General features: G+C 62.8%; 17 protein-coding genes and 1 tRNA gene. 9 read left to right on the top strand and 9 right to left on the bottom strand.

Annotation, left to right across the window (positions count from 1 at the left end):
* Positions 1-43: 43 nt before the first annotated feature.
* From EKN06_RS07880 to EKN06_RS07870, 3 genes are read left to right on the top strand one after another with little or no spacing between them, the layout of a single operon-like run.
* A complete protein-coding gene (locus EKN06_RS07880; protein ID WP_127612336.1) occupies positions 44-529 on the top strand; it encodes a hypothetical protein in 486 nt (161 codons plus the stop codon).
* Complete coding sequence (ribD, locus tag EKN06_RS07875) at positions 507-1,502, top strand: bifunctional diaminohydroxyphosphoribosylaminopyrimidine deaminase/5-amino-6-(5-phosphoribosylamino)uracil reductase RibD (RefSeq protein WP_127612335.1); 996 nt, start codon at positions 507-509, stop codon at positions 1,500-1,502. Before EKN06_RS07880 ends, ribD begins: the two co-directional genes overlap by 23 nt.
* Before the next feature lie 10 nt (positions 1,503-1,512).
* Entirely contained in the window at positions 1,513-2,148 is a 636-nt protein-coding gene (locus tag EKN06_RS07870) for a riboflavin synthase (protein ID WP_127612334.1), read from the top strand.
* A 4-nt stretch (positions 2,149-2,152) separates the two neighbouring features.
* Here EKN06_RS07870 and EKN06_RS07865 read toward each other — a convergent pair whose 3' ends face one another.
* The 3 genes from EKN06_RS07865 to EKN06_RS07855 all read right to left on the bottom strand — a co-directional run bounded on the left by EKN06_RS07865 (position 2,153) and on the right by EKN06_RS07855 (position 4,812).
* Positions 2,153-2,665: a GNAT family N-acetyltransferase gene (locus tag EKN06_RS07865; RefSeq protein ID WP_127612333.1), complete on the bottom strand. Its 513-nt coding sequence runs from the start codon at positions 2,663-2,665 to the stop codon at positions 2,153-2,155.
* Positions 2,666-2,684: 19 nt separating this feature from the next.
* The gene (locus EKN06_RS07860) at positions 2,685-3,854 is read right to left on the bottom strand and encodes an amino acid aminotransferase (protein WP_127612332.1); all 1,170 of its coding nucleotides are present in this window, start codon (positions 3,852-3,854) and stop codon (positions 2,685-2,687) included.
* Between the two features lie 124 nt (positions 3,855-3,978).
* Positions 3,979-4,812: a DUF1134 domain-containing protein gene (locus tag EKN06_RS07855; protein WP_127612331.1), complete on the bottom strand. Its 834-nt coding sequence runs from the start codon at positions 4,810-4,812 to the stop codon at positions 3,979-3,981.
* A 277-nt stretch (positions 4,813-5,089) separates the two neighbouring features.
* Here EKN06_RS07855 and EKN06_RS07850 point away from each other — a divergent pair.
* Positions 5,090-5,181, top strand: a tRNA-Ser gene (locus EKN06_RS07850).
* Positions 5,182-5,291: 110 nt separating this feature from the next.
* On the opposite strand, the gene EKN06_RS07845 is transcribed toward EKN06_RS07850, so the two are convergent.
* From EKN06_RS07845 to rpoB, 5 genes are all read right to left on the bottom strand, one after another.
* Positions 5,292-7,574 carry a copper-transporting P-type ATPase gene (locus tag EKN06_RS07845; protein ID WP_127612330.1) on the bottom strand — a complete coding sequence of 761 codons (2,283 nt, stop codon included), beginning with the start codon at positions 7,572-7,574 and terminating at the stop codon, positions 5,292-5,294.
* An 82-nt stretch (positions 7,575-7,656) separates the two neighbouring features.
* Positions 7,657-7,827 (bottom strand): hypothetical protein, encoded by a 171-nt coding sequence (locus tag EKN06_RS15640; RefSeq protein WP_164843991.1) that lies wholly within the window; start codon positions 7,825-7,827, stop codon positions 7,657-7,659.
* 142 nt (positions 7,828-7,969) lie between these two features.
* A complete protein-coding gene (locus EKN06_RS07840) occupies positions 7,970-10,291 on the bottom strand; it encodes a putative bifunctional diguanylate cyclase/phosphodiesterase (RefSeq protein ID WP_164843990.1) in 2,322 nt (773 codons plus the stop codon).
* 170 nt (positions 10,292-10,461) lie between these two features.
* Entirely contained in the window at positions 10,462-14,808 is a 4,347-nt protein-coding gene (rpoC, locus tag EKN06_RS07835) for a DNA-directed RNA polymerase subunit beta' (RefSeq protein WP_127612328.1), read from the bottom strand.
* Between the two features lie 86 nt (positions 14,809-14,894).
* Positions 14,895-19,067, bottom strand: coding sequence for a DNA-directed RNA polymerase subunit beta (rpoB, locus tag EKN06_RS07830; protein WP_127612327.1), 4,173 nt, complete (start codon positions 19,065-19,067; stop codon positions 14,895-14,897).
* Between the two features lie 441 nt (positions 19,068-19,508).
* Between rpoB and EKN06_RS16085 the strand changes: the two genes are divergently transcribed.
* From EKN06_RS16085 to rplL, 5 genes are all read left to right on the top strand, one after another.
* On the top strand, positions 19,509-19,640 hold the full coding sequence (locus tag EKN06_RS16085) for a hypothetical protein (RefSeq protein ID WP_276317276.1): 132 nt from the start codon (positions 19,509-19,511) through the stop codon (positions 19,638-19,640).
* Between the two features lie 44 nt (positions 19,641-19,684).
* On the top strand, positions 19,685-20,215 hold the full coding sequence (locus tag EKN06_RS07825) for a DUF2975 domain-containing protein (RefSeq protein ID WP_127612326.1): 531 nt from the start codon (positions 19,685-19,687) through the stop codon (positions 20,213-20,215).
* On the top strand, positions 20,215-20,460 hold the full coding sequence (locus EKN06_RS07820) for a helix-turn-helix domain-containing protein (RefSeq protein ID WP_127612325.1): 246 nt from the start codon (positions 20,215-20,217) through the stop codon (positions 20,458-20,460). The genes EKN06_RS07825 and EKN06_RS07820 overlap by 1 nt, the downstream gene beginning before the upstream one ends.
* A 310-nt stretch (positions 20,461-20,770) precedes the next feature.
* Positions 20,771-21,286, top strand: coding sequence for a 50S ribosomal protein L10 (gene rplJ, locus EKN06_RS07815; protein ID WP_127612324.1), 516 nt, complete (start codon positions 20,771-20,773; stop codon positions 21,284-21,286).
* 72 nt (positions 21,287-21,358) lie between these two features.
* Positions 21,359-21,733 (top strand): 50S ribosomal protein L7/L12, encoded by a 375-nt coding sequence (gene rplL / locus EKN06_RS07810; RefSeq protein ID WP_127612323.1) that lies wholly within the window; start codon positions 21,359-21,361, stop codon positions 21,731-21,733.
* Between the two features lie 114 nt (positions 21,734-21,847).
* Here the strand turns inward: rplL and EKN06_RS07805 are convergent, their stop codons facing one another.
* Positions 21,848-22,297, bottom strand: a complete 450-nt coding sequence (locus EKN06_RS07805; RefSeq protein ID WP_127612322.1) for a hypothetical protein — start codon at positions 22,295-22,297, stop codon at positions 21,848-21,850.
* Between the last annotated feature and the right edge of the window lie 37 nt (positions 22,298-22,334).

Here is a 22,334-nt window from a genome sequence, read left to right as displayed (position 1 = left end):
ATGGTGGCACATTGGGGAGCGACGCACTATTAATGCTGTGACCATGGCCAATTCGACCGCCCTCTCCCGCTTTTTCGCGATGCTCAACCCCTTGCGCGCGGCGCGTGATTTCCGCGATGTCTGGGTTCAGGAAAACCCCTATCGCTGGCGCATCGCGCTGGTGTCTCTGGTGGCGACCATCTCGGTGTTTTCCGTCATGTTCCAGGAAGAACACCGCATCGAACCGCGCCCGCCCGAAATCACGTGGATCACTACGTTGGAACCGGGTCGCAGCGATGCCGAGATCGTAGCCTCCAACCTCGCCAACCAGCGGGAAAAGGAGCGCTTGGCGGCCGAACGGAAAGCGCGCGAGGAACAGGCCCGCGAAGTTTACGAGGCGATCGGACGCGCATCGGGCATCGACGTCGAACAGGCCCGTCGCGAAGGCGATGCCGAACGCGCCGCCGCCGCCGCCGCCGAAAAGGCTAAGCGCGAGCGGGCCCTTGCCGAGATTGAAGCACGGCAAGATGGCACGCGCCAAGCCGACTGAATCCGACCTGATCCGGGACCGCCGCTGGCTAGCCGCCGCCGCGCGGCTGGCCGAACGCGCCCGCCCCCTGTCCCGCCCCAATCCCGCCGTTGGCTGCGTGCTGGTAAAGGACGACCGCGTCATAGCGCGCGGCTGGACGCAAACGGGCGGCCGCCCCCATGCAGAACAGATGGCGCTGACCGTCGCAGGGGACGCGGCGCGGGGCTGCACCGCTTATGTCACGCTCGAACCTTGCGCCCATGACAGTGCGCGCGGACCCTGTTGCGCCGGTTCGCTGGCGCAGGCCGGCGTGGTACGGGTCGTCGTCGGCTGTCCCGATCCCGATCCGCGCACGGCGGGTCAGGGCAATGCCATGCTGCGCGCCAAGGGCGTCGACGTGGTCGAGCTTGCTTGCGAAGCCTCGCGCCTATCGCTGGCAGGGTATCTGACCCGCGCCGCGAAGAACCGACCGTTCGTGACGCTGAAACTGGCACTGTCCATCGATGGGTGCATCGCGATGGCCAGCGGGGAAAGCCAGTGGATCACGGGCCCGGACGCCCGCGCGCACACCCATCTCGAACGCAGCCGCCACGATGCGATCCTTATCGGCGCGGGAACGTTGCGGGCGGACGCGCCGCGGCTCGACGTGCGCCTGCCCGGGCTCGAACCGCGCAGTCCGGAACGCTGGGTGCTGACGCATGGCAATGCGCCCGATGGCTGGCGCGCGCTGCACGATCCGGCCGACCTGTCGCCGCTGTCGCCGGCGCAATACCTTTTCGTCGAAGGGGGCGCTGGCACGGCTGCCGCGTTCCTTGCCGCCGATGCGGTCGATCGGCTGCTGGTCTATCGCGCGCCCATCGTCATTGGCGGGGGTCGGACGGGCGTCGCGGATATCGGGGTGTCGTCATTGGCCGGGGCGCATGGCCGCTGGACATTGCGTGACACGCGCCGATTGGGTGAAGACACGCTGGAAGAATACGTCCGCACCGCTTAAAGGCCTTGCCATGTTCACCGGAATCATCACTGCCATCGGCACCGTCACTTCCGTCACCCGCACGGGCGACACGCGCCTTGTCATCGCCTGCCCGTTCGATCCGGCAAAGATCGCCATCGGCGCATCCATCGCCTGTTCGGGTGTGTGCCTGACGGTGGTGGAACGCGGCGGCAGCGCCAATGAGACCGGGGCGAACGATGCGTGGTTCGCAGTCGATGTCAGCGACGAAACGATCAGCAAGACGGCGCCGCTGCAATGGCGTGACGGCGCGCGCGTGAACCTCGAATCCGCGCTGAAACTGGGCGACGAATTGGGCGGGCATATCGTCACCGGCCATGTCGACGCGGTGGGCCGCGTCGCGGTGCGAGAGGAACGCGGCGGGTCGATGCATCTCGAAATCGACGCGTCGGCGGCCATCGCGCCCTATATCGCCACCAAGGGCTCGATCACGATGGATGGCGTTTCGCTAACCGTGAACGCGGTAGAGGACCTGCCCGACGGCACCGCGCGCTTTTCTCTCAACATCATTCCGCACACCGCCGAGATTACTACGCTGGGCGCATTGCAGGTGGGTGACGGCGTGAATCTCGAGATCGACGTTCTGGCCCGCTATCTGAAGCGCATGCAGGATTTGCGCGCCGCGTAACGGTTCAGCGTTCGATGAAATAGCGCAAGTGGCGGGTGATGCCGTCCGCCATCGGCCGATCCTCCACCTCTCCCGTCCAGCGCGCACCGATGGCTTCAAGCGCGCGGATCGACCGGGCGTTCCCTTCGCCCACGGTGAACAACACGCGCGCCACGCTGGCCAGCGCATAGTCGAGCATCAGCCGCTTCATGTCGCGATTGACCCCGCACCGCCAATGGCTGCGGGCAAGGAAGGTCCAGCCGATCTCGACCGAGCCGCCGTCGGCCGGATCGTGGTTTTGAAACCGCGAAGACCCTATCAGCGCGCCCGTCGCCGCATCCTCCACCGCCAGCGCGCCGCCCTTGGCCAATGCATCGTCGAAGAACGCCGCGAACACGTCGGGTCGCCAGCGATCATGCGCCGGATGCTGTTCCCAGATCAGCGGATCGGACGCGACGACATAAAGCGCCGCGCGATCGGTTTCGACCAGCGGGCGCAGGCGGACCAGCGCACCGATCAGTGTCGGCTGCCGGTCCATCCTGGCGTCCAGTTGCTGTTTACGCGCTGACGTCGGCGACGGCGGCGATGAACTTGTCGATGTTGCCCGCCGTCAGGCCCGCAATGTTGATGCGGCCCGATCCTGCCATGTAAACGGCGTGATCGTCGCGCAGCGCTTCGATCTGCTCCTTCGACAGCGGCAGCATCGCAAACAGGCCGTGTTGCGTCGCATAGGGCGTCATGTCCACCGACCCTGCAGTACCGGCGGCGGCCAGTTTGTCGCGCATCTGCCGCATGCGGGCGCGCATGTCGTCAAGCTCGGCCAGCCACTGCTGCGTCAGGGCCGCATCCTCAAGGATGATGCGAACCGCAGCCGCGCCGTGATCGGGCGGCATGGACCAGTTGGCCCGCGCCAGCGACGCACCGTTCGACATGATTGCGGGCAACTTGTCCTTGTCCGCCATGACATAGAACGCGCCGACACGGTCGCGGTAAAGGCCGAAATTCTTGTCGCACGAATAGGCCAGCAGCGCTTCGGGCACCGTGCTCATCACGATGCGAACGCCCTGCGCGTCTTCTTCCATCCCGTCGCCCAGACCCTGATAGGCAAGGTCGAGGATCGGGAGCAGGCCCTTGTCCTTCAGCAAAGCGGCGATTTCGCGCCACTGCGCCACCGAATAATCGATGCCGGTCGGGTTGTGACAACAACCGTGCAGCAGGATCGCATCGGTCGGCGCGGCATCCGCGACGGCGGATTTCAGCGCGTCCATGTCGACCGCGCCGTCGCGGGCATGGTTGAACGTCACGACGCCAAGGTCGAGATCCTTCATGATCTGTGCGTGGTTGGGCCAGCTGGGCGTGCCCATGATCACGCGCTTCACGCCCGCCGATTTGGCCAGGGCAACGGCCAGCCGCACGCCGCCGGTGCCGCCCGGCGTCTGCATCCCGTCTACATTGCCGATGGCGGCGAAGTCGTTGCCGAAGATGATCGGCTTCAACGCTTCGACAAAGCCCATGTCGCCTTCGGGGCCGAGGTAAGACTTGGAATCCTGCGTATCGACCAGCACCTTTTCGGCGCCCTTGACCGACTTGAACACCGGTGTTGCGCCATCAGTTGTGCGATAGACGCCGACACCGAGATCGATCTTGTCCGCGCGGTCGTCGGCGGCAAAAAGCTTGATCAGCGCGAGCAGCGCATCGGCGGGCTGGGCGGGAAGATTGGCAAGCATGGTCGGGCATCCTGACTGTGATCGCTCCGCGCATGGAGTCGCGGCGCGCGCTCCATGCCCACGCTATGCGCCGGGGGCAAGCATTTCAGCCCGGCCCCCGCGCGTTATTCGACGAGTGTGTCCCTTAGAACGGCAACCAGCGCTGCTTCTTCGAAAAGCGCATGTAGCCGGCGTTGACGCCCAGCCGCAGTCCCGCGCCTACGCGGATCGGGATCAGCACGACATCGCCCTTGCGCATGTAGCTCGCGTTGAAGCCGCCGACGAGATAGGCCTGACCCTCGCCCGCAGGGTAACGTTCGTACAATTCCTCGGTGTCCCACAGGTTGTAGACAAGCACGAAAGTCGATCCGGCGTTCGCGCCAAGGTCGAAACCGATCGACGGGCCGGTCCAATAGACCGACTGCTCACCCTCGACCTTGTGGTGCAGCGTGCCCGAACCGTAACGGACGCCGACGCCGATCGCGCCGCCGGCTTCGCGCCCTACTATATAGGCGTTGGGCTGGCCCTGTTTCTTGAGAATGTCGCGGACGATGTTGGCCAGTCCCTCGGCGCCCTTGCCGAAAACGCCTTCGGCGGCGCCGATCAGGTCGTCTTCCTGATAAGTCGCATTCGAAGCGACCGGTGTCGATGCCGCGACACTCGTTTCGGCAGTGGCCGACGATCCGGGAACCTGCGCGACCGGTTCCTCATACGGATCGGTGGGGTCGACGGGATAGTCGTCTGTCGCGGCGGCAGCGTCACGATAGCTGGTGGCATAGGGATCACCCGAAACGGCGGGCAATTCCCCGCTTTCGGCAGAGCCCGGCACCGGCCGCGCCAGATCGCCGTCGATTGCGCTGTCGGGGTCGATCGTCTGCATCTGCGCTTGGGCGGGCATTACGGCCATTCCCATGCCGGCAACTGCGGCCATGGCCATCGCCCAGCCGGAACGGCGGCAATTATCGAAGATGCGCTTCATGGGTCTTTCCCTGTCCAATGTCGTTTTCCCCGTCGCCCGGTCCCGTGGCGCGCGGGAATAACCCCTTTATCCGGGGCATTGGATACGATCTGAGCGTCCGGGCAATGAATGGGCGGTGAATCGAATCGAAACCGCGACGAAACGAGCGCTTGTGACGAGGTTTGGCGTGGCTCTGGCGAAGGCAATTTCGCCGAATGCGTTACAGGCCTTGATGCCATAGAAACCCGCCGCTATAGCCCGCCCCCTGTCGCAGCCCCCGCGTGGTCTGCAACAGTGCGGAGACGTGGGTGAGTGGCTGAAACCAGCTCCCTGCTAAGGAGCCATACCTCTATCGGGGTATCGAGGGTTCGAATCCCTCCGTCTCCGCCACTAACTTCTGATCTTTGTCGATAATTCGCCGCTCCGGCGGAGAGGCAGGGCCGGACGCCAAATCAGCTTCGGCCCAGCTCAGATTCGGCCCGGATCAGATTCGGCCCGGATCAGATTTGGATCGTCCGCAAGCGGAGCGAGTTGGTCACGACCGATATCGACGAAGCGCTCATCGCGAATGCGGCGAACATCGGGTTTATCAGGATGCCGAACGACGGAAAGAGCACGCCCGCCGCAATCGGCACGCCGAGAGCGTTGTAGACGAGCGCGAAGAACAGGTTCTGGCGGATGTTTCGCATCGTGGCACGCGTCAGCCGCCGGGCGCGCACGATCCCGTGAAGATCGCCCTTGACCAAGGTAATCCCGGCGCTTTCGATTGCGACGTCGGCGCCGGTGCCCATGGCGATACCGACGTCGGCTTGGGCCAGGGCCGGGGCATCATTGACCCCGTCGCCTGCCATGGCGACCTTGCGCCCCTGTTGCTGCAGTTCGCCGATGATGCGCGCCTTGTCTTCGGGCAGGACATCGGCGCGGACTTCATCGATGCCGAGCCGGGCGGCGACGGCCTTTGCCGTTCGCGCGTTGTCGCCTGTGGCCATGATGATTCGAAAGCCGAGTTCATGCAGCGCCACGAGCGCAGCCGGCGTGGTCTGCTTCACCGGGTCCGCGACACTGACCATTCCGGCAACAACGCCGTCGCAGGCAACGAACATCACCGTTTCGCCTTCGTCGCGGCGGGCATCGGCGATTGTTGCAAGGCCGGCGGCATCCAGACCGATTTGCGCCAACAACGCGGCATTGCCGAGCGCGACGGGCCTGCCGTCGACCGTTCCTGTCACGCCCTTGCCCGTGACCGCGGAAAAATCGTCTGCTTTCCCCAGTGTCACGCCACGCTCTTCTGCGCCGTTGACGATAGCCTCTGCCAGAGGATGTTCTGACCCGCGCTCAAGCGTGGCGGCAAGCCGCAGTAACGCGTCTTCGGTAAATCCCGCTTCGGGCAGTACGGCAACCAGCTTCGGCTTGCCTTCGGTCAGGGTGCCGGTCTTGTCGACGATCAGCGTGTCGATCTTTTCGAATCGTTCGAGCGCTTCGGCATTCCTGATCAGCACGCCCGCTTGCGCGCCGCGCCCCGTCGCCGTCATGATCGACATGGGCGTGGCAAGGCCCAGCGCGCAGGGGCAGGCGATAATCAGGACCGAAACGGCCGCGATCAGCGCATACGACAGCGCCGGGGCCGGACCCATCATGGCCCACGCAACAAAGGCCAGCACCGCGACCCCGATCACGGCCGGCACGAACCAACCCGCGACCTTGTCGGCATATTTCTGGATCGGCGCGCGCGAACGCTGGGCTTTCGCCACCATGTCGACGATCTGGCTGAGCAAAGTGTCCGCGCCGACGCGCATGGCCACGATGATCAGGCTGCCGGTGCCGTTGATCGTCGCGCCCGTCACCGGGTCACCCGCCGATTTTTCGACCGGGACGGGTTCGCCGGTAATCATGCTTTCATCGACCGAGGAATGCCCTTCGGACACTTCGCCGTCGACCGGCACTTTTTCACCGGGCCTGACCCGCACGCGGTCGCCGACCCGGACATGTTCGAGCGGAATCTCCTCTTCGCGGCCATCGTCGCGGATCACGCGCGCGGTCTTGGCCGCAAGATCGAGCAGCGCGCGGATCGCCTTGCCGGTGCCTTCGCGTGCGCGCAATTCCATGACCTGGCCCAGCAGGACGAGCACGACGATGACGGCGGCCGCTTCGAAATAGACCGGCACGGTGCCGTGCATGTCGCGAAAGCCTGACGGAAATATGCCGGGCGCCACCACGGCCGTTACGCTGTAGGTCCATGCGGCGAGTACGCCCATGGCGATGAGCGAAAACATGTTGAGGTTCCACGATCGGAACGAGTTCCAACCCCGCACGAGAAACGGCCATCCGCACCACAGCACGACCGGCGTTGCCAGCGCCAGCTCGGTCCATTGTGCCACGTCCTGCCCCAGCGCCTGTCGGATGGCGCCAAGGCCGACTATATGCCCCATGGCAAGCAGCAGAACAGGCAGGGTGAGAACCGTCCCGATACCAAAGCGGCGGGTGAAATCGGCGAGTTCTGGATTGGGCCCTTCGGTGGCGTGCGCGGCCGATTCCAGTTCCAGCGCCATGCCGCATATCGGGCAGGCCCCCGGACTTGTCCGACGCACTTGCGGGTGCATCGGGCAGGTGTAGACCGCACCGGCATGATCGGGCGGGACAGTGTCGTACTGCCCGTCACTCGGCGCGTCTTCGTGCCCCGCGCGGTGATGGCCTTGGTGGTCACCATGGTCTTGGCCGGGGCGATCACCGTCGTGGCAAGACCCCGCCGCGCCAAGTCCGTTGTGGTCGTTCGTACCACTCATGATGGGCACTATAGCAAGTGCGGCGCCGATGCGCCAACGCGCGCTATTCGGCGGCGATCCCTGCTCCGCCTATTCGGTAACGTCAGGTGATGCCCAACACGATGCCAAGCGCCGCGAGGATCAGGCCGCTGACGATCAGGGTCCGGTTCTTGCCCAATCGACCGCGGCGCATCGCGTCCAGCCCCATGAACGCGACGAACAGGCCGATCGTGGCGAAGACTATGCCGAGCAGGACGTATGGCGTGAATAGCATGTTCTTACGCTAGAACGGGTCGACCGGCACCGCAATCGCCCCGTGTCGGCAAGCGTATCCATTACGGAGCTTGTCACGTCCTTTCCAGACGTTGCCAGCCGGGGCGTGATGCCCGCCGACGCGTGTCAGGCCGCGTCGAAAATCAGGCCGCGTCGGAAATGCTGTCGGCAACGGTTCCCGGCAGCCTGAACCATTTGTGCCTGTCTTCGTTGAACGGCCTGCCGTCGCTGAGTTCGGAGGCGTTGACCGGGTACGATATGAGATAGCCCTGGATCTGGGTTATGCCTTCGCCACGCAGCCACTGCAGCTGGCTTTCGCGTTCGACCCCTTCGGCCACGGTCGACATGCCCAGCGCGGCCGCCAGTTGCGTGATGGCCCGGACGATGGCCTGACAATCTTCGCGCAGTTCGATATCCTCGACAAAGCACTTGTCGATCTTGATCTTGTCGAACGGGAAACTGCGCAGGTAGTTGAGCGACGAATAGCCGGTGCCGAAGTCGTCGAGCGCGATGCGTATGCCCATCTTGCGGAATTCGTGCAGCATGGCGACGTTGCGCTCGCTGTCGTGCATCAGCATGTTCTCGGTAATCTCGAGTTCGATCCGGTCCGGATCTATTCCCGTGGCCTCGATCGATTCCGTGATCGTGGGCAGCAATCGCGGGGATCGCATTTGCAGCGGCGACAGGTTGATCGCGACGCGTTCTTTTTCGGCCCATCCCGATGCTTCGTGGATGGCGTTGCGAATGATCCATTCGCCCAGCGCGACGATCAACCCGCTGTCTTCGGCAAGCGGGATGAATTCGCCGGGCATGACGACGCCCCAGATCGGACTGTGCCAGCGGACCAGCGTTTCGAAACCGACCGTTTTACGCAGTTCGACATCGTATAGCGGCTGGTAGTGCAGCGTGAATTCGTCGTTCTGGATCGCAGTCTTGAGATCGGCTTCAAGCTGCGCACGTTCGCGGTCGCGCTCTTCCAGCCATGGTTCGAACTCTGCGTACGTGCCGCGGCCCAGCGCCTTTGCCGCATAAAGCGCAAGGTCGGCCTGGCGCAGCAGATCGTCGGGAGCGGTGCGCTTGCCATCGCGCGGCGGCTGGACGTGGGCGATGCCGACGCTGGTCCCGGCCGACAGTTTCTGGTCGTCGATCACGAACGGACGATCCATCGCCTCGACAATGCGCTGGGCGACCACGACTGCGTCGACCGGATCGGTCAGCCGGGTCAGCAGGATCGCGAATTCGTCCCCGCCCAGCCGTGCGACAAGATCGTGCGACTTGACCGAGCCGACCAGACGCTTGGCCGCTTCGGTCAACAACCGGTCGCCCGTCGAATGGCCCCAGGTATCGTTGATCTGCTTGAAATGATCGAGATCGAGGTACAGCAGCGCGAGCCGCCCCTTGGTCTCCTTGCGTTCCAGCACTTCACGCAGGGTTTCGCCGAACAGGAAGCGGTTGGCGATGCCGGTCAGCATGTCGTGGTGCGCCATGAAATTCATGCGTTCGACCGCCTGGCGCGTGTCGGTCGTATCGCGGGCGACGCCGTGCATCGTGCCGTCATCCCAGCAGTTCGCCGAAAGCGACCACCAGCGGGTATCGCCGTCGACCGTCAGGCTGACGTTGAGATCGCGGAAGGGCTGCCGGACCAGCAGCCGGTGCGCCAGAAGTTCGCGCGCCGGGCCCGCATCGAACAGGGTCACGAGTTCCCGGCCTTCGAGATCGTGGGGGTCCATGCCCGATGCTTCGCCAAAGCGGGCGCAGACGGTGACAAGGCAGGCCCCGTTGTCGACTTGCCAAAGCCAGTCGGCGCTCTGGGCTTCGTAATCGTGGAGCAAAAGCTGGATCGTCTCTGCGCTTTCGGCCAGTTCCGCCTCACCCTCGAACTTGCGGCGATAAAGCCGCGCATCATCGGCGATGCCGCGAAACAGCACGAGCGCGAGCGCGCCGATGAACAGGATGGCAACGAGTTCGAACCGCTCCAGGATCGCATAACTGACCGCGCAGCCGGCCAGCGCCATCGACGCCACGAAGACCGCACAGACCTGCGGCAAGGCGCGGTAATAGATGAGCGATACGGTCACGACGCCAGCGGCGAGCACGCTCAACAGATAGAGTTCGGAGCCGCGCGCATAGACGGCGAACATGACCAGCCCGACGCCCCATCCAACGCTGTCCGCGACGCCGAGTGCCACCATGTAACGCCGCTGACGGTAGAAATAACGAAGGTCGATCGTGGTTGGGGTAAAACGGCGGACAAGCTCGACCCGGGCCAGACTGACCCCTAGCATGAAGGCCAGCCAGACGAACTGCGCCAGAACGCCGGTGCCGCCAAGGCGGATCACGCAAGTCACGAATGCGCCGAAAGCGGACGTGGCTGCGGCGAGCTGTCCGCGCTCCGCATAGTCCTGCAATCTGCGTGTCAGCAGATAATCCTCGCGTCCAAAAAGGGCGGCCTGTCTCCCTCCCATGCGTGTTTCAAGCCTTTCCTCTGAAGCGGTCGGAGGTGCAGCGTAAACGAAGGAGGTAAATCGCAGGTAAATCATGGACTTCGAACCGAGAGCCGCCTCCGAAGCGCAAAGAAAAACCCCGCCGGACCAAGTCCGGCGGGGTTTTCATGTTCGGTCGGATCGAGCCGGGATTACTCTCCGCTCTCCTCCGAAGCCTTGTTTTCGTTCATTTCCTCGATGCTGCCGTCATGATCGGCGGCATCTGCGTTCAGGTAATCGCCGGCATCGGCATCAAGACCGTGGGTCTCGCCCTCGACCGCGGCCAGCGGATCGTCGCCGATCGCTGCCTCGGGCCCTTGGGCCAGTTCGGCTTCATGCTCCTGCTTTGCCGAATCGGCGGCCACGAGCGCTTCCTGCATCTTGCGATACTGGGCACGCAGTGCGGCATCCCGGCTGGAAGCGGCGACGCGGACCCGGTTCATGCCCGCGCCGGTACCGGCGGGGATGAGGCGGCCAACGATCACGTTTTCCTTCAGACCTATCAGCGAGTCCTTCTTTCCTTCGACCGCGGCCTGCGTCAGCACGCGCGTGGTTTCCTGGAACGAAGCGGCCGAGATGAACGAACGGGTCTGCAACGAAGCCTTGGTGATGCCGAGCAGAACCGGCTTGCCTTCGGCCGGCTGCTTACCCTTGTCGAGCTTCGCGTTGTACTCGTCCATTTCCTCGCGGTCGACCTGCTCGCCCGGCAGCAGCGTGGTGTCGCCACCGTTGGTGATCTCGACCTTCTGCAGCATCTGGCGAACGATCACCTCGATGTGCTTGTCGTTGATCTTCACGCCCTGCAAGCGATAGACTTCCTGAATCTCGTTGACGAGATATTCGGCCAACGCTTCCACGCCGAGCACCTCGAGGATGTCGTGCGGATCGGGCGAGCCCGAGATCAGGTTGTCGCCCTTCTTGACGAAGTCGCCTTCCTGGACGTCGATCACCTTGGACTTGGGGATCAGGTATTCCACCGGATCGCCCTCTTCCGGAACGATCGCGATCTTGCGCTTCGCCTTGTAGTCGCGGATGAATTCCATCCGACCACTGATCTTGGCGATGACCGAATTGTCTTTCGGCTTGCGAGCCTCGAACAGTTCGGCGACGCGCGGCAGACCACCGGTGATGTCGCGGGTCTTGGCGGCTTCACGCGAAGCACGGGCAAGGATGTCACCCGCCTGCACTTCCTGACCGTCTTCGACCGACAGGGCCGTGCCCGGCGCCAGCATGTAGCGCGCAGCCTCGGTCTCGTCGCCGGCTTGTCCCAGAAGGGTGATGCGCGGACGCAGGTCTTCCTTCTTCGAACGGCCCTGCGCACGATATTCGATCACCACACGCTGGGCGATGCCGGTGGCATCGTCGACGCGCTCTTCCATCGTCTTGCCGTCGGCAAGGTCCTGGTACTTCACGACGCCCGTGGTTTCGGTGATGATCGGCAGCGAGAACGGATCCCATTCGGCCAGGCGATCGCCCTGCTTCACGCTTTCGCCGTCGGCATGCATCAGCACCGTACCATAAGGCACGCGGTGCATTTCGCGCTCGCGCCCTTCGGCGTCGATGACCAGCAGTTCGCCGCTGCGGGCCATCGACAGGCGACGACCGCGCTTGTCGACGATGATCGGCATGTCGCGATAGACGACCTTGCCGTCCGACACCGCTTCGAGGTGCGAGGTTTCGTTGAGCTGCGCCGCGCCACCGATGTGGAACGTACGCATGGTCAGCTGCGTGCCCGGCTCACCGATCGACTGGGCGGCGATGACGCCGACAGCTTCACCGATGTTGACCGGCGTACCGCGGGCGAGGTCACGCCCATAGCACTTGCCGCAGACGCCCTGCTGCGCTTCGCAGACCAGCGGCGAACGGATCTTCGCCACCTGCGATTCGGCTTCCTCGATCACCTTGATCGCCGGTTCGTCGAGCAGGTCGCCCGCCTTGGCCAGCACTTCGCCGGTCTTGGCGTGGACCAGATCCTCGGCCAGCGTACGGCCCAGGATACGTTCACCCAACGATGCGATGGTCGAACCGCCCTGTACGATCGCGCGCATTTCCAGCGCGTTCTCAGTGCCGCAATCTTCCTCGACGATAACGCAATCCTGCGACACGTCGACAAGCCGGCGGGTCAGGTAGCCCGAGTTCGCCGTCTTCAACGCGGTATCGGCAAGGCCCTTGCGGGCGCCGTGGGTCGAGTTGAAGTATTCAAGGACGGTCAGGCCTTCCTTGAAGTTCGAGATGATCGGCGTTTCGATGATCTCACCCGACGGCTTGGCCATCAGGCCGCGCATGCCGGCCAGCTGCTTCATCTGCGCCGGCGAACCACGCGCGCCCGAATGGCTCATCATGTAGATCGAGTTGATCGGCTTCATCCGGCCGGTCTCCTCGTCGAACGGCTGCGCCTTGATCTCGTCCATCATGGCGGCCGCGACCTGATCGCCGCAACGGCTCCACGCGTCGATCGCCTTGTTGTACTTTTCCTGCCAGGTGATCAGACCGTCCTGATACTGTTGTTCGTATTCGGCGACCTGAGCCTTGGTTTCGGCAATCATCCCGACCTTGCTGTCGGGAATGATCATGTCGTCCTTGCCGAACGAGATGCCCGCACGGCACGCGTGACGGAAGCCCAGCACCATGATCGCGTCGGCGAACAGGACCGTGTCCTTCTGGCCGGTGTGACGATAGACCTCGTCGATAACGTCGCCGATGTCCTTCTTGGTCAGCAGGCGGTTGACGACCGCGAACGGCACCTTGTGGCTACGCGGCAGGCATTCTGCGATCAACATGCGGCCCGGCGTCGTCTCAACGCGGGCGATGTACTCCTTGCCGTGCTCGTCGGTCTGCGGCACGCGGGCCGTGATCTTCGAGTGCAGCGTGACCGCACCGACCTGAAGCGCCTGGTGCACTTCGGCGATGTCGGAGAAGGCCATGCCTTCGCCGGGTTCGTGCTCCAGCTCCATCGACAGGTAATAAAGGCCCAGCACCATGTCCTGCGAAGGGACGATGATCGGCTTGCCGTTCGCGGGCGACAGGATGTTGTTGGTCGACATCATCAGCACGCGCGCTTCCAACTGGGCTTCCAGCGAAAGCGGTACGTGGACGGCCATCTGGTCACCGTCGAAGTCAGCGTTGAAGGCCGAGCAGACGAGCGGGTGCAGCTGGATCGCCTTGCCCTCGATCAGCACGGGCTCGAACGCTTGAATGCCAAGGCGGTGAAGCGTCGGGGCGCGGTTCAGAAGGACCGGGTGCTCGCGAATGACTTCGTCGAGGATGTCCCAGACTTCCTTGCGTTCCTTTTCGACCCACTTCTTCGCCTGCTTCAGGGTCATCGAAAGACCCTTGGCATCGAGACGCGCGTAGATGAACGGCTTGAACAGTTCGAGCGCCATCTTCTTGGGCAGACCGCACTGGTGCAGTTTAAGTTCCGGGCCGGTCACGATGACCGAACGACCCGAATAGTCGACGCGCTTGCCCAGAAGGTTCTGGCGGAAACGGCCCTGTTTGCCCTTGAGCATGTCGGACAGCGATTTGAGCGGACGCTTGTTCGCACCCGTGATGACGCGGCCGCGACGGCCGTTGTCGAACAGGGCGTCGACGGCTTCCTGCAACATGCGCTTTTCGTTGCGGACGATGATGTCCGGCGCGCGCAGTTCCATCAGCCGCTTCAGGCGGTTGTTGCGGTTGATCACGCGGCGATAGAGATCGTTGAGATCCGACGTCGCGAAACGGCCACCGTCCAGCGGCACCAGCGGGCGCAGTTCGGGCGGAATGACCGGCACGACTTCGAGGATCATCCATTCGGGACGGTTGCCCGAATCGATGAAGCTTTCGACGACCTTGAGCCGCTTGATGATCTTCTTGGGCTTCAGTTCCGACTTGGTCGTCGCCAGCTCTTCGAGCAGCGCGTCACGTTCGGCCTCGAGGTCGAGGTCCATGAGCATGATCTTGACCGCTTCGGCGCCGATGCCGGCGCTGAACGCGTCTTCGCCGTACTCGTCCTGTGCGTCGAGCAGTTCGTCTTCGGTGAGAAGCTGGAACTTCTCCATCGGGGTCAGGCCCGGTTCGACGACGACGTAGCTTTCGAAGTACAGCACGCGCTCAAGCTGCTTGAGCTGCATGTCGAGCAACAGGCCGATGCGCGAAGGCAGCGACTTCAGGAACCAGATGTGCGCGACCGGCGCGGCCAGTTCGATGTGGCCCATGCGCTCGCGACGCACCTTGGTCACCGTGACTTCGACGCCGCACTTTTCGCAGACGACGCCCTTGTACTTCATGCGCTTGTACTTGCCGCACAGGCATTCGTAGTCCTTTACCGGACCGAAGATGCGGGCACAGAACAGGCCGTCACGCTCAGGCTTGAACGTGCGGTAGTTGATGGTTTCGGGCTTCTTGATCTCGCCGAACGACCACGAACGGATGCGCTCTGGCGAGGCAAGACCGATCTGGATCTGGTCGAAGGTTTCGGTCTTGGCGACCGGATTGGCGAATTTGGTCAGTTCGTTCATGTCTCAAATCCCTTGAGAGGGGAAATTCTTCAGCGAATGAGCGGCGGGCGACTGGCAAGCATTGCCTTGCAGCCGCCCGCGGTGTCTCATTCAGCCGCCTCGGCCATGTCGTCGCTGTCGTCGGCGCTGATCGACGACAGTTCGACGTTCAGGCCCAGGGAGCGCATTTCCTTCACCAGCACGTTGAAGCTTTCGGGAATGCCCGCCTCGAACGTGTCGTCACCCTTGACGATCGCTTCATAGACCTTGGTGCGGCCGACAACGTCGTCGGACTTCACCGTCAGCATTTCCTGCAGCGTGTAGGCGGCCCCGTAGGCCTGGAGTGCCCAGACCTCCATTTCGCCGAAACGCTGGCCGCCGAACTGCGCCTTGCCGCCCAGCGGCTGCTGGGTGACGAGCGAGTAGGGGCCGATCGAACGTGCGTGGATCTTGTCGTCGACAAGGTGGTGGAGCTTCAGCATGTAGATGTAGCCCACGGTCACCTGACGGTCGAAGGCATCGCCGGTACGCCCGTCGTAAAGCGTAACCTGACCCGAACCGGGCAGCCCTGCCTTTTCGAGCATCGCGGTGACGTCGCTTTCACGCGCGCCGTCGAACACCGGAGTGCCCATCGGCACGCCGTTCTTCAGGTTCTGCGCCAGTTCGACGACTTCGCCGGTGGTGCGGTTGTCGAGATCGTCGAAGTAGTTCTCGCCATAGACGTCCTTCAGCTTCTCCACGACAGCGGACGGCGGTGCGGCCGTATCCGGATCGGGATTGGCTTCGCGCCATTCGTTCAGCGCAGCCGTGATCTGCTGGCCGAGGCCGCGGGCGGCCATGCCGAGGTGAGTTTCGAAGATCTGTCCGACGTTCATGCGCGAAGGCACGCCCAGCGGGTTCAGCACGATGTCAACCGGGGTTCCGTCCGCAAGGAACGGCATGTCCTCGGCCGGCAGGATGCGCGAAATGACGCCCTTGTTGCCGTGACGGCCGGCCATCTTATCGCCCGGCTGCAGTTTGCGCTTCACCGCGACGAAGACCTTGACCATCTTCAGCACGCCTGGGGCCAGTTCGTCACCGCGTTCGAGCTTTTCCTTGCGGTCCTCGAACTTGGCGTTGATGGCTTTCACGGCCTCGTCGTACTGTTCCTTGACGGCTTCGATCTGGGCCTGGCGGCTGTCATCGGCGACCGCGAACTTGAACCATTCGAAACGCTCGAGCTCGTCGAGCATTTCCTCGGTGATGTCGCCCTTCTTCACGCCCTTGGGCGCGGCCGAGGCGACCTGGCCGAGCAGCATGTCGCGCAGGCGGTTGTACGTTGCGCGGTTGAGGATCGCACGTTCGTCCTCGCGATCCTTGGCGAGGCGTTCGATTTCCTCGTTCTGGATGGCGCGGGTACGATCGTCGATCTCGATGCCGTGACGGTTGAAGACGCGGACCTCGACGATCGTGCCGGCAACCCCCGGCGGCAGGCGGAGCGAGGTGTCGCGCACGTCGCTGGCCTTTTCGCCGAAGATGGCGCGCAGAAGCTTTTCTTCCGGCGTCATCGGGCTTTCGCCCTTCGGCGTGATCTTGCCGACAAGGATGTCGCCCGGATGCACTTCGGCGCCGATGTAGACGATGCCCGCCTCGTCGAGGCTGCGCAGCGCTTCTTCACCGACGTTGGGAATGTCGCGGGTGATGTCCTCTGGCCCAAGCTTGGTGTCGCGGGCCATCACTTCGAATTCCTCGATGTGAATCGACGTGAACACGTCGTCCTTCACGATGCGTTCGGAGATCAGGATCGAGTCTTCGTAGTTGTAGCCGTTCCACGGCATGAACGCGACGAGGCTGTTGCGGCCCAGTGCCAGTTCGCCAAGATCGGTCGACGGACCGTCGGCGATGGTGTCGCCGGTCTGCACGACCTCGCCCACCTTCACCAGCGGGCGCTGGTTGATGCAGGTGTTCTGGTTCGAACGCTGGAACTTCTGCAGCGTGTAGATGTCGACGCCCGACTGGCCGGGTTCGACATCGCCGATGGCGCGGATCACGATACGGGTCGCGTCGACCTGATCGACGATGCCGCCACGACGGGCCGAAATGGCGGCGCCGGAATCGCGGGCCACCGTCTCTTCCATGCCGGTGCCGACGAAGGGCGCTTCGGCCTTCACCAGCGGCACGGCCTGACGCTGCATGTTCGATCCCATGAGCGCGCGGTTGGCGTCATCGTTTTCCAGGAACGGAATGAGCGATGCGGCAACCGACACGAGCTGCTTGGGCGAAACGTCCATCAGCGTAACCTGTTCGGACGGGCTCATCACGAATTCACCGTTCTGGCGGGCAGAAACGAGTTCCTCGACGAAGCTGCCTTCGTCGTTAAGCTCGGCCGACGCCTGCGCGACGGTGTTCTTCTGCTCTTCCATGGCCGACAGGTACTGGACCTCGCCGGTCACCTTGCCGTCGATCACCTTGCGGTACGGGGTTTCGATGAAGCCGTACTTGTTGACGCGGGCAAAGGTCGAAAGCGAATTGATCAGGCCGATGTTCGGGCCTTCGGGCGTTTCGATCGGGCAGATGCGGCCATAGTGCGTAGGGTGAACGTCGCGGACTTCAAAGCCTGCGCGCTCACGCGTCAAACCGCCGGGGCCCAAGGCCGAAACGCGGCGCTTGTGCGTCACTTCGGACAGCGGGTTGGTCTGATCCATGAACTGCGACAGCTGCGACGAGCCGAAGAATTCGCGCACCGCGGCAACCGCCGGCTTGGCGTTGATCAGGTCGTTCGGCATCACGGTCGACACGTCGACGCTCGACATGCGTTCCTTGACCGCGCGCTCCATGCGCAAAAGGCCGACGCGGTACTGGTTTTCCAGCAGCTCGCCCACGGAACGGACGCGACGGTTGGCGAGGTTGTCGATGTCGTCGACATCGCCCTTGCCGTCCTTGAGATCGACCAGTTCCTTGACGACGGCGAGGATGTCCTCGGTGCGCAGGGTCGTGATCGTGTCTTCGGCGTCGAGGCCGAGGCGCATGTTCAGCTTGACGCGACCGACGGCCGACAGGTCATAGCGTTCGCCGTCGAAGAACAGGCCTTCGAACAGGGCTTCGGCAGTTTCCTTGGTCGGCGGTTCGCCCGGGCGCATCACCTTGTAGATCGCCTCGAGACCCATTTCGCGATTGGTGGCCTTGTCGACCATCATCGTATTGCGGATCCACGGGCCGGTGTTGACGTGGTCGATGTCCAGCAGTTCGAGCCGGTCGACGCCCGCCTTGTCCAGCGCTTCGAGGTTTTCGGGGCTGACTTCCTCGCCCGCTTCGATCCAGACGCGGCCGGTGCTTTCGTCGATCATGTCCTTCGACGCATAACGGCCGAAGATTTCCTCGGTCGGGATAAGCAGGTCGGTCAGGCCGTCCTTCGCCGCCTTGTTGGCTGCGCGCGGGCTGATCTTGGTGCCGGCGGGGAACACGACTTCGCCACTGGCGGCATCGACGATGTCGAACGCCGGCTTCTGGCCGCGCCATGCTTCGGGCGTGAACGGAATTTTCCAGCCGCCGCCTTCAACGGCGCTGGCGCCGCGTTCCCACGTCACGATGTCGTAGAACCGCTCGAGAATGCCTTCGCTGTCGAGGCCCAGGCCGTAGAGCAGCGCGGTGACCGGCAGCTTGCGCTTGCGGTCGATGCGGACGTTGACGATGTCCTTGGCGTCGAATTCGAAGTCGAGCCACGAACCGCGGTACGGAATAACGCGGGCGGCGAACAGGTACTTGCCCGACGAATGAGTCTTGCCGCGGTCATGGTCGAACAGGACGCCCGGCGAACGGTGCATCTGCGACACGATGACGCGTTCGGTGCCGTTGACGACGAACGTGCCGTTCTCGGTCATGAGCGGCATGTCGCCCATGTACACGTCCTGCTCCTTGATATCGAGCACCGAGCGGGCTTCGGTATCGGGATCGATTTCGAACACGATCAACCGCAGCGTCACCTTCATCGGCGCGGCGTAGGTGATGCCGCGCTGACGGCATTCGGTCGTGTCGTACTTGGGGTCTTCGAGCACGTAGTGGACGAAGTCGAGTTCGGCGGTGCCGGCGAAATCGCGGATCGGGAAAACCGAGCGCAGCGTCTTTTCGAGGCCAGAGACATAGCCCGTTGCCGGGTCCGAGCGCAGGAACTGCTCGTAGCTTTCGCGCTGCACTTCGATCAGGTTGGGCATCTCCACAACTTCGTGGATGTTGCCGAAGATCTTGCGGATGCGCTTCTTCGCGGTCGGACGGATAGCCGTCTCGTTGAGCTGGGTCGCCATGAGGGTGAAGAAACCTCTTCTGCTTCGTGTTGGCCGATTCGCGACAGAGGTTCACTCCATCGCGCCGGTAAGGAAATTCGCGCACGCGGTGCGGTATCCGGCAAACGACAAAAGGCCGTGGGACAAACGGGAATCCGCCCCTTTCGAGGAGTTCCCGGCCCACAGCCGTCGCGTCGTCATGCTGGATCGAAAGGCCTCCTTCCCGGGTCGACCCCCGCGCCAGGGTCGCCTTGCTCGAAGCCTTCGAACGAGGCTGCATATAGGCGCGTGCCCTTCGCGTGTCAAAGGGATCGGGCGGACATAGGCAGGTCACCCGCGCCCGACCGCAGCAGATTTTCCGTAAAACAATCAAGAAATTATCGTTTTTCGATATTTATCGATTGACGATAAGGCCGCGCGCATTTATTGATTAGCGATATCGAATTTATCGGAGATCATACAATGTCATCGCAACTTACCCGTTCCGCCGCCGCTTCGTTCGCAGTCCTGCTGGCCGTCGCGCTGTGGGCCCCGACCATCGCCCCCGTCAGCGATGCGCAAGTCGCCGCGATCGCCCAGCCGGCACTGGCCTGACAACAGCCGCGCCCGGCCCGGCCCAACGCAAAGGAGATTACGCCATGTCCCGTTTCCGCGAAGATCCGCTGTTCGGCATAGCCCGGGCAATTCTCACCGCCTGCCTCGTGCTCGTCGGCATCGGGTTCGTGGGCGCCATCGTCGGCCTTGGCGGCGTGGCGATATTCTATTCCAAGGTCATGGCAGAGATCGCCGAATCCGGCGGCCCCGCGTCCGCCTATTTCGTGATCGTCGGCATGATCCTCATGGCGCTGGTTCTCATCGCAATGGTGGCGCTGTTCATCACCCACTTGCGCCACATCGTCGACACCGTCGCCGACGGCGATCCGTTCATCCCCGTCAATGCCATGCGCCTTGCCCACATGGCGTGGCTTTCGCTCGGCATCTTCGTGATGACCATTCCCGTCAGCATCGCGGCAACCTGGCTCGAAAAAGTGCTGGAACACGGCCAAGACATCGAGGTGGAAACCGATTTCGACATCAACACCCTGTTCCTCGTCCTCACCCTGTTCATTCTGGCCCGCGTGTTCCGCAAGGGATCCCAGATGCGCGAAGAACTGGAAGGAACCGTGTGATGGTGGAAGAAGCGACACGCATCACGGTCAAGCTCGACGACCTGCTCTATGCCCGCCGCATGACGCTGACCGAACTGGCCGACAGGGTGGGGCTGACGCTGGCCAACCTGTCGATCCTGAAAACCGGCAAGGCCAAGGCGATCCGCTTTTCCACGCTGGAGGCGATCTGCCGGGAACTGGACTGCCAGCCCGGCGATCTTTTGGGCTACGAGAAGGAAACGACCGAACCGGAAAACGTCACGTAAAAGTTGACTCTTGCCGCAAACGCTATAGAGGCCCGCCGCGATGTCGGTGGGCCTTTTGGCATGCCGGGATCATCCGTCCGAGACAGTTGGTGACCGGAATTGGCCGGTCTTAATTTCCAGCCTAGACGGGGAAACGAGATTCTTCGGCCCTCGCCATCAGGCAGGTGCCGTTCGCGCCATTTCAGGCGCTCCTCCTTCCCTATCGAACGGACTCGCCCGTGTTCGGAGCTGCAAGGCCCCGTGCGCGGACACAATGAGCCGATCGCGGCCCACTTTCGGGCGGGGCGCGATCAAACGTGAAGGAGCAAACATGGATCGTTCGCAAAAAACCGAAGCGGTCGCTCAGCTCAACGCAGTCTTCAACGAGGTCGGCGTGGTGGTTGTCACCCGCAATCTCGGCATGTCGGTGGCACAGTCCACCGATCTGCGCGCGAAGATGCGGGATGCTGGTGCGTCTTACAAGGTTGCGAAGAACCGTCTTGCCAAGCTGGCGATCGTGGATACCGACTATGCCGGGATCGACGATTACCTGACCGGCCCCACCGCGCTGGCGACTTCGGTCGACCCGATTGCGGCGGCAAAGGTCGCCATCGATTTCGCCAAGACCAACCCCAAGTTGGAAGTGGTCGGCGGTTCGATGGGTTCGCAGGTACTCGACGCCGAAGGGATCAAGGCTCTCGCCTCGCTGCCTTCGCTCGACGAACTGCGTGCCAAGCTGGTTGGTCTCGTCAATGCACCGGCGACCAAGATCGCCCAGCTGTCGACGGCACCGGCTGCAAAGCTTGCCCGCGTATTTGGCGCCTACGCCGCCAAGGACGCTGCATAAGACGTTTCACGCGATTTTCCGGACTGTGCCGCACCTGGCCGTCCGGACATGAACTGAATGGAGTGAATTAAAATGGCCGATATCCAGAAGATTGTCGACGAACTGTCGAAGCTGACCGTTCTCGAAGCCGCCGAGCTTGCTACCGCACTTGAAGAAGCATGGGGCGTTTCCGCCGCTGCTGCCGTTGCCGTTGCTGGCCCGGCTGCCGCCGCTGAAGGTCCGGCTGCTGAAGAGCAGACCGAATTCGACGTCATCCTCACCGGCGACGGTGGCAAGAAGATCCAGGTCATCAAGGAAGTCCGCGCCATCACCGGTCTGGGCCTCGCTGATGCCAAGGCTCTCGTCGAAGCAGCTCCCAAGGCTGTCAAGGAAGGCGTGAACAAGACCGAAGCAGAAGACATCAAGACCAAGATCGAAGCAGCCGGCGGCACCGTTGAGCTGAAGTAAGCCCTAGCGCTTACACTTCGATCTCGTTCGCGAGATCACCAAGAAGGGCGGCCCTGCAAGGGGTCGCCCTTTTTTGGTTGGGGCGACGGGGTGGCATGGGGTGGAAAGCGAACGTTAGGTTTTGTCCCAGACTCGCTTCTGAATTGAATTATCCGCAACATATGCTCGAATACGGCTGCGATAAGCTTGATGAGACCAAGCGAGATAAATCAGCCCTGGTGAAAATAAGAGGATGATCTGAGATTTGGAATTAGGGTCCAGATATCCCAAATCTCGCCAAGCAATCACGGCAAGCATATAAACTAAGAGAAACAAGAAACGCGGGAACGCCCAAGCAAAGGTATATGCTTCCTTGTAGAGGGTTTCAGTGTCTAGCTCGTAAATTAGACCTGCAAAGCGGGCTCCCATACGCCAGCCTTCGACCTCGAAAATCAGTGAGACGGCAATAGCCAAAAATAGCCACGCCAAACCGCTCAAGTTGGTAAACTGCCACAGGAGGAGGCCTGCGCAAAGCAAAGCCGCCCCAGCCCATAGCGCACTCCAAGGTGAGTTAAGTTGATCCATAAAGTAAGTTTGCCAAACAATGGTAAAATCGCAATGT

Source organism: Croceicoccus ponticola, assembly GCF_004004515.1.
Lineage (GTDB): Bacteria > Pseudomonadota > Alphaproteobacteria > Sphingomonadales > Sphingomonadaceae > Croceicoccus > Croceicoccus ponticola.
This window is presented reverse-complemented; position numbering and strand designations above follow the sequence as displayed.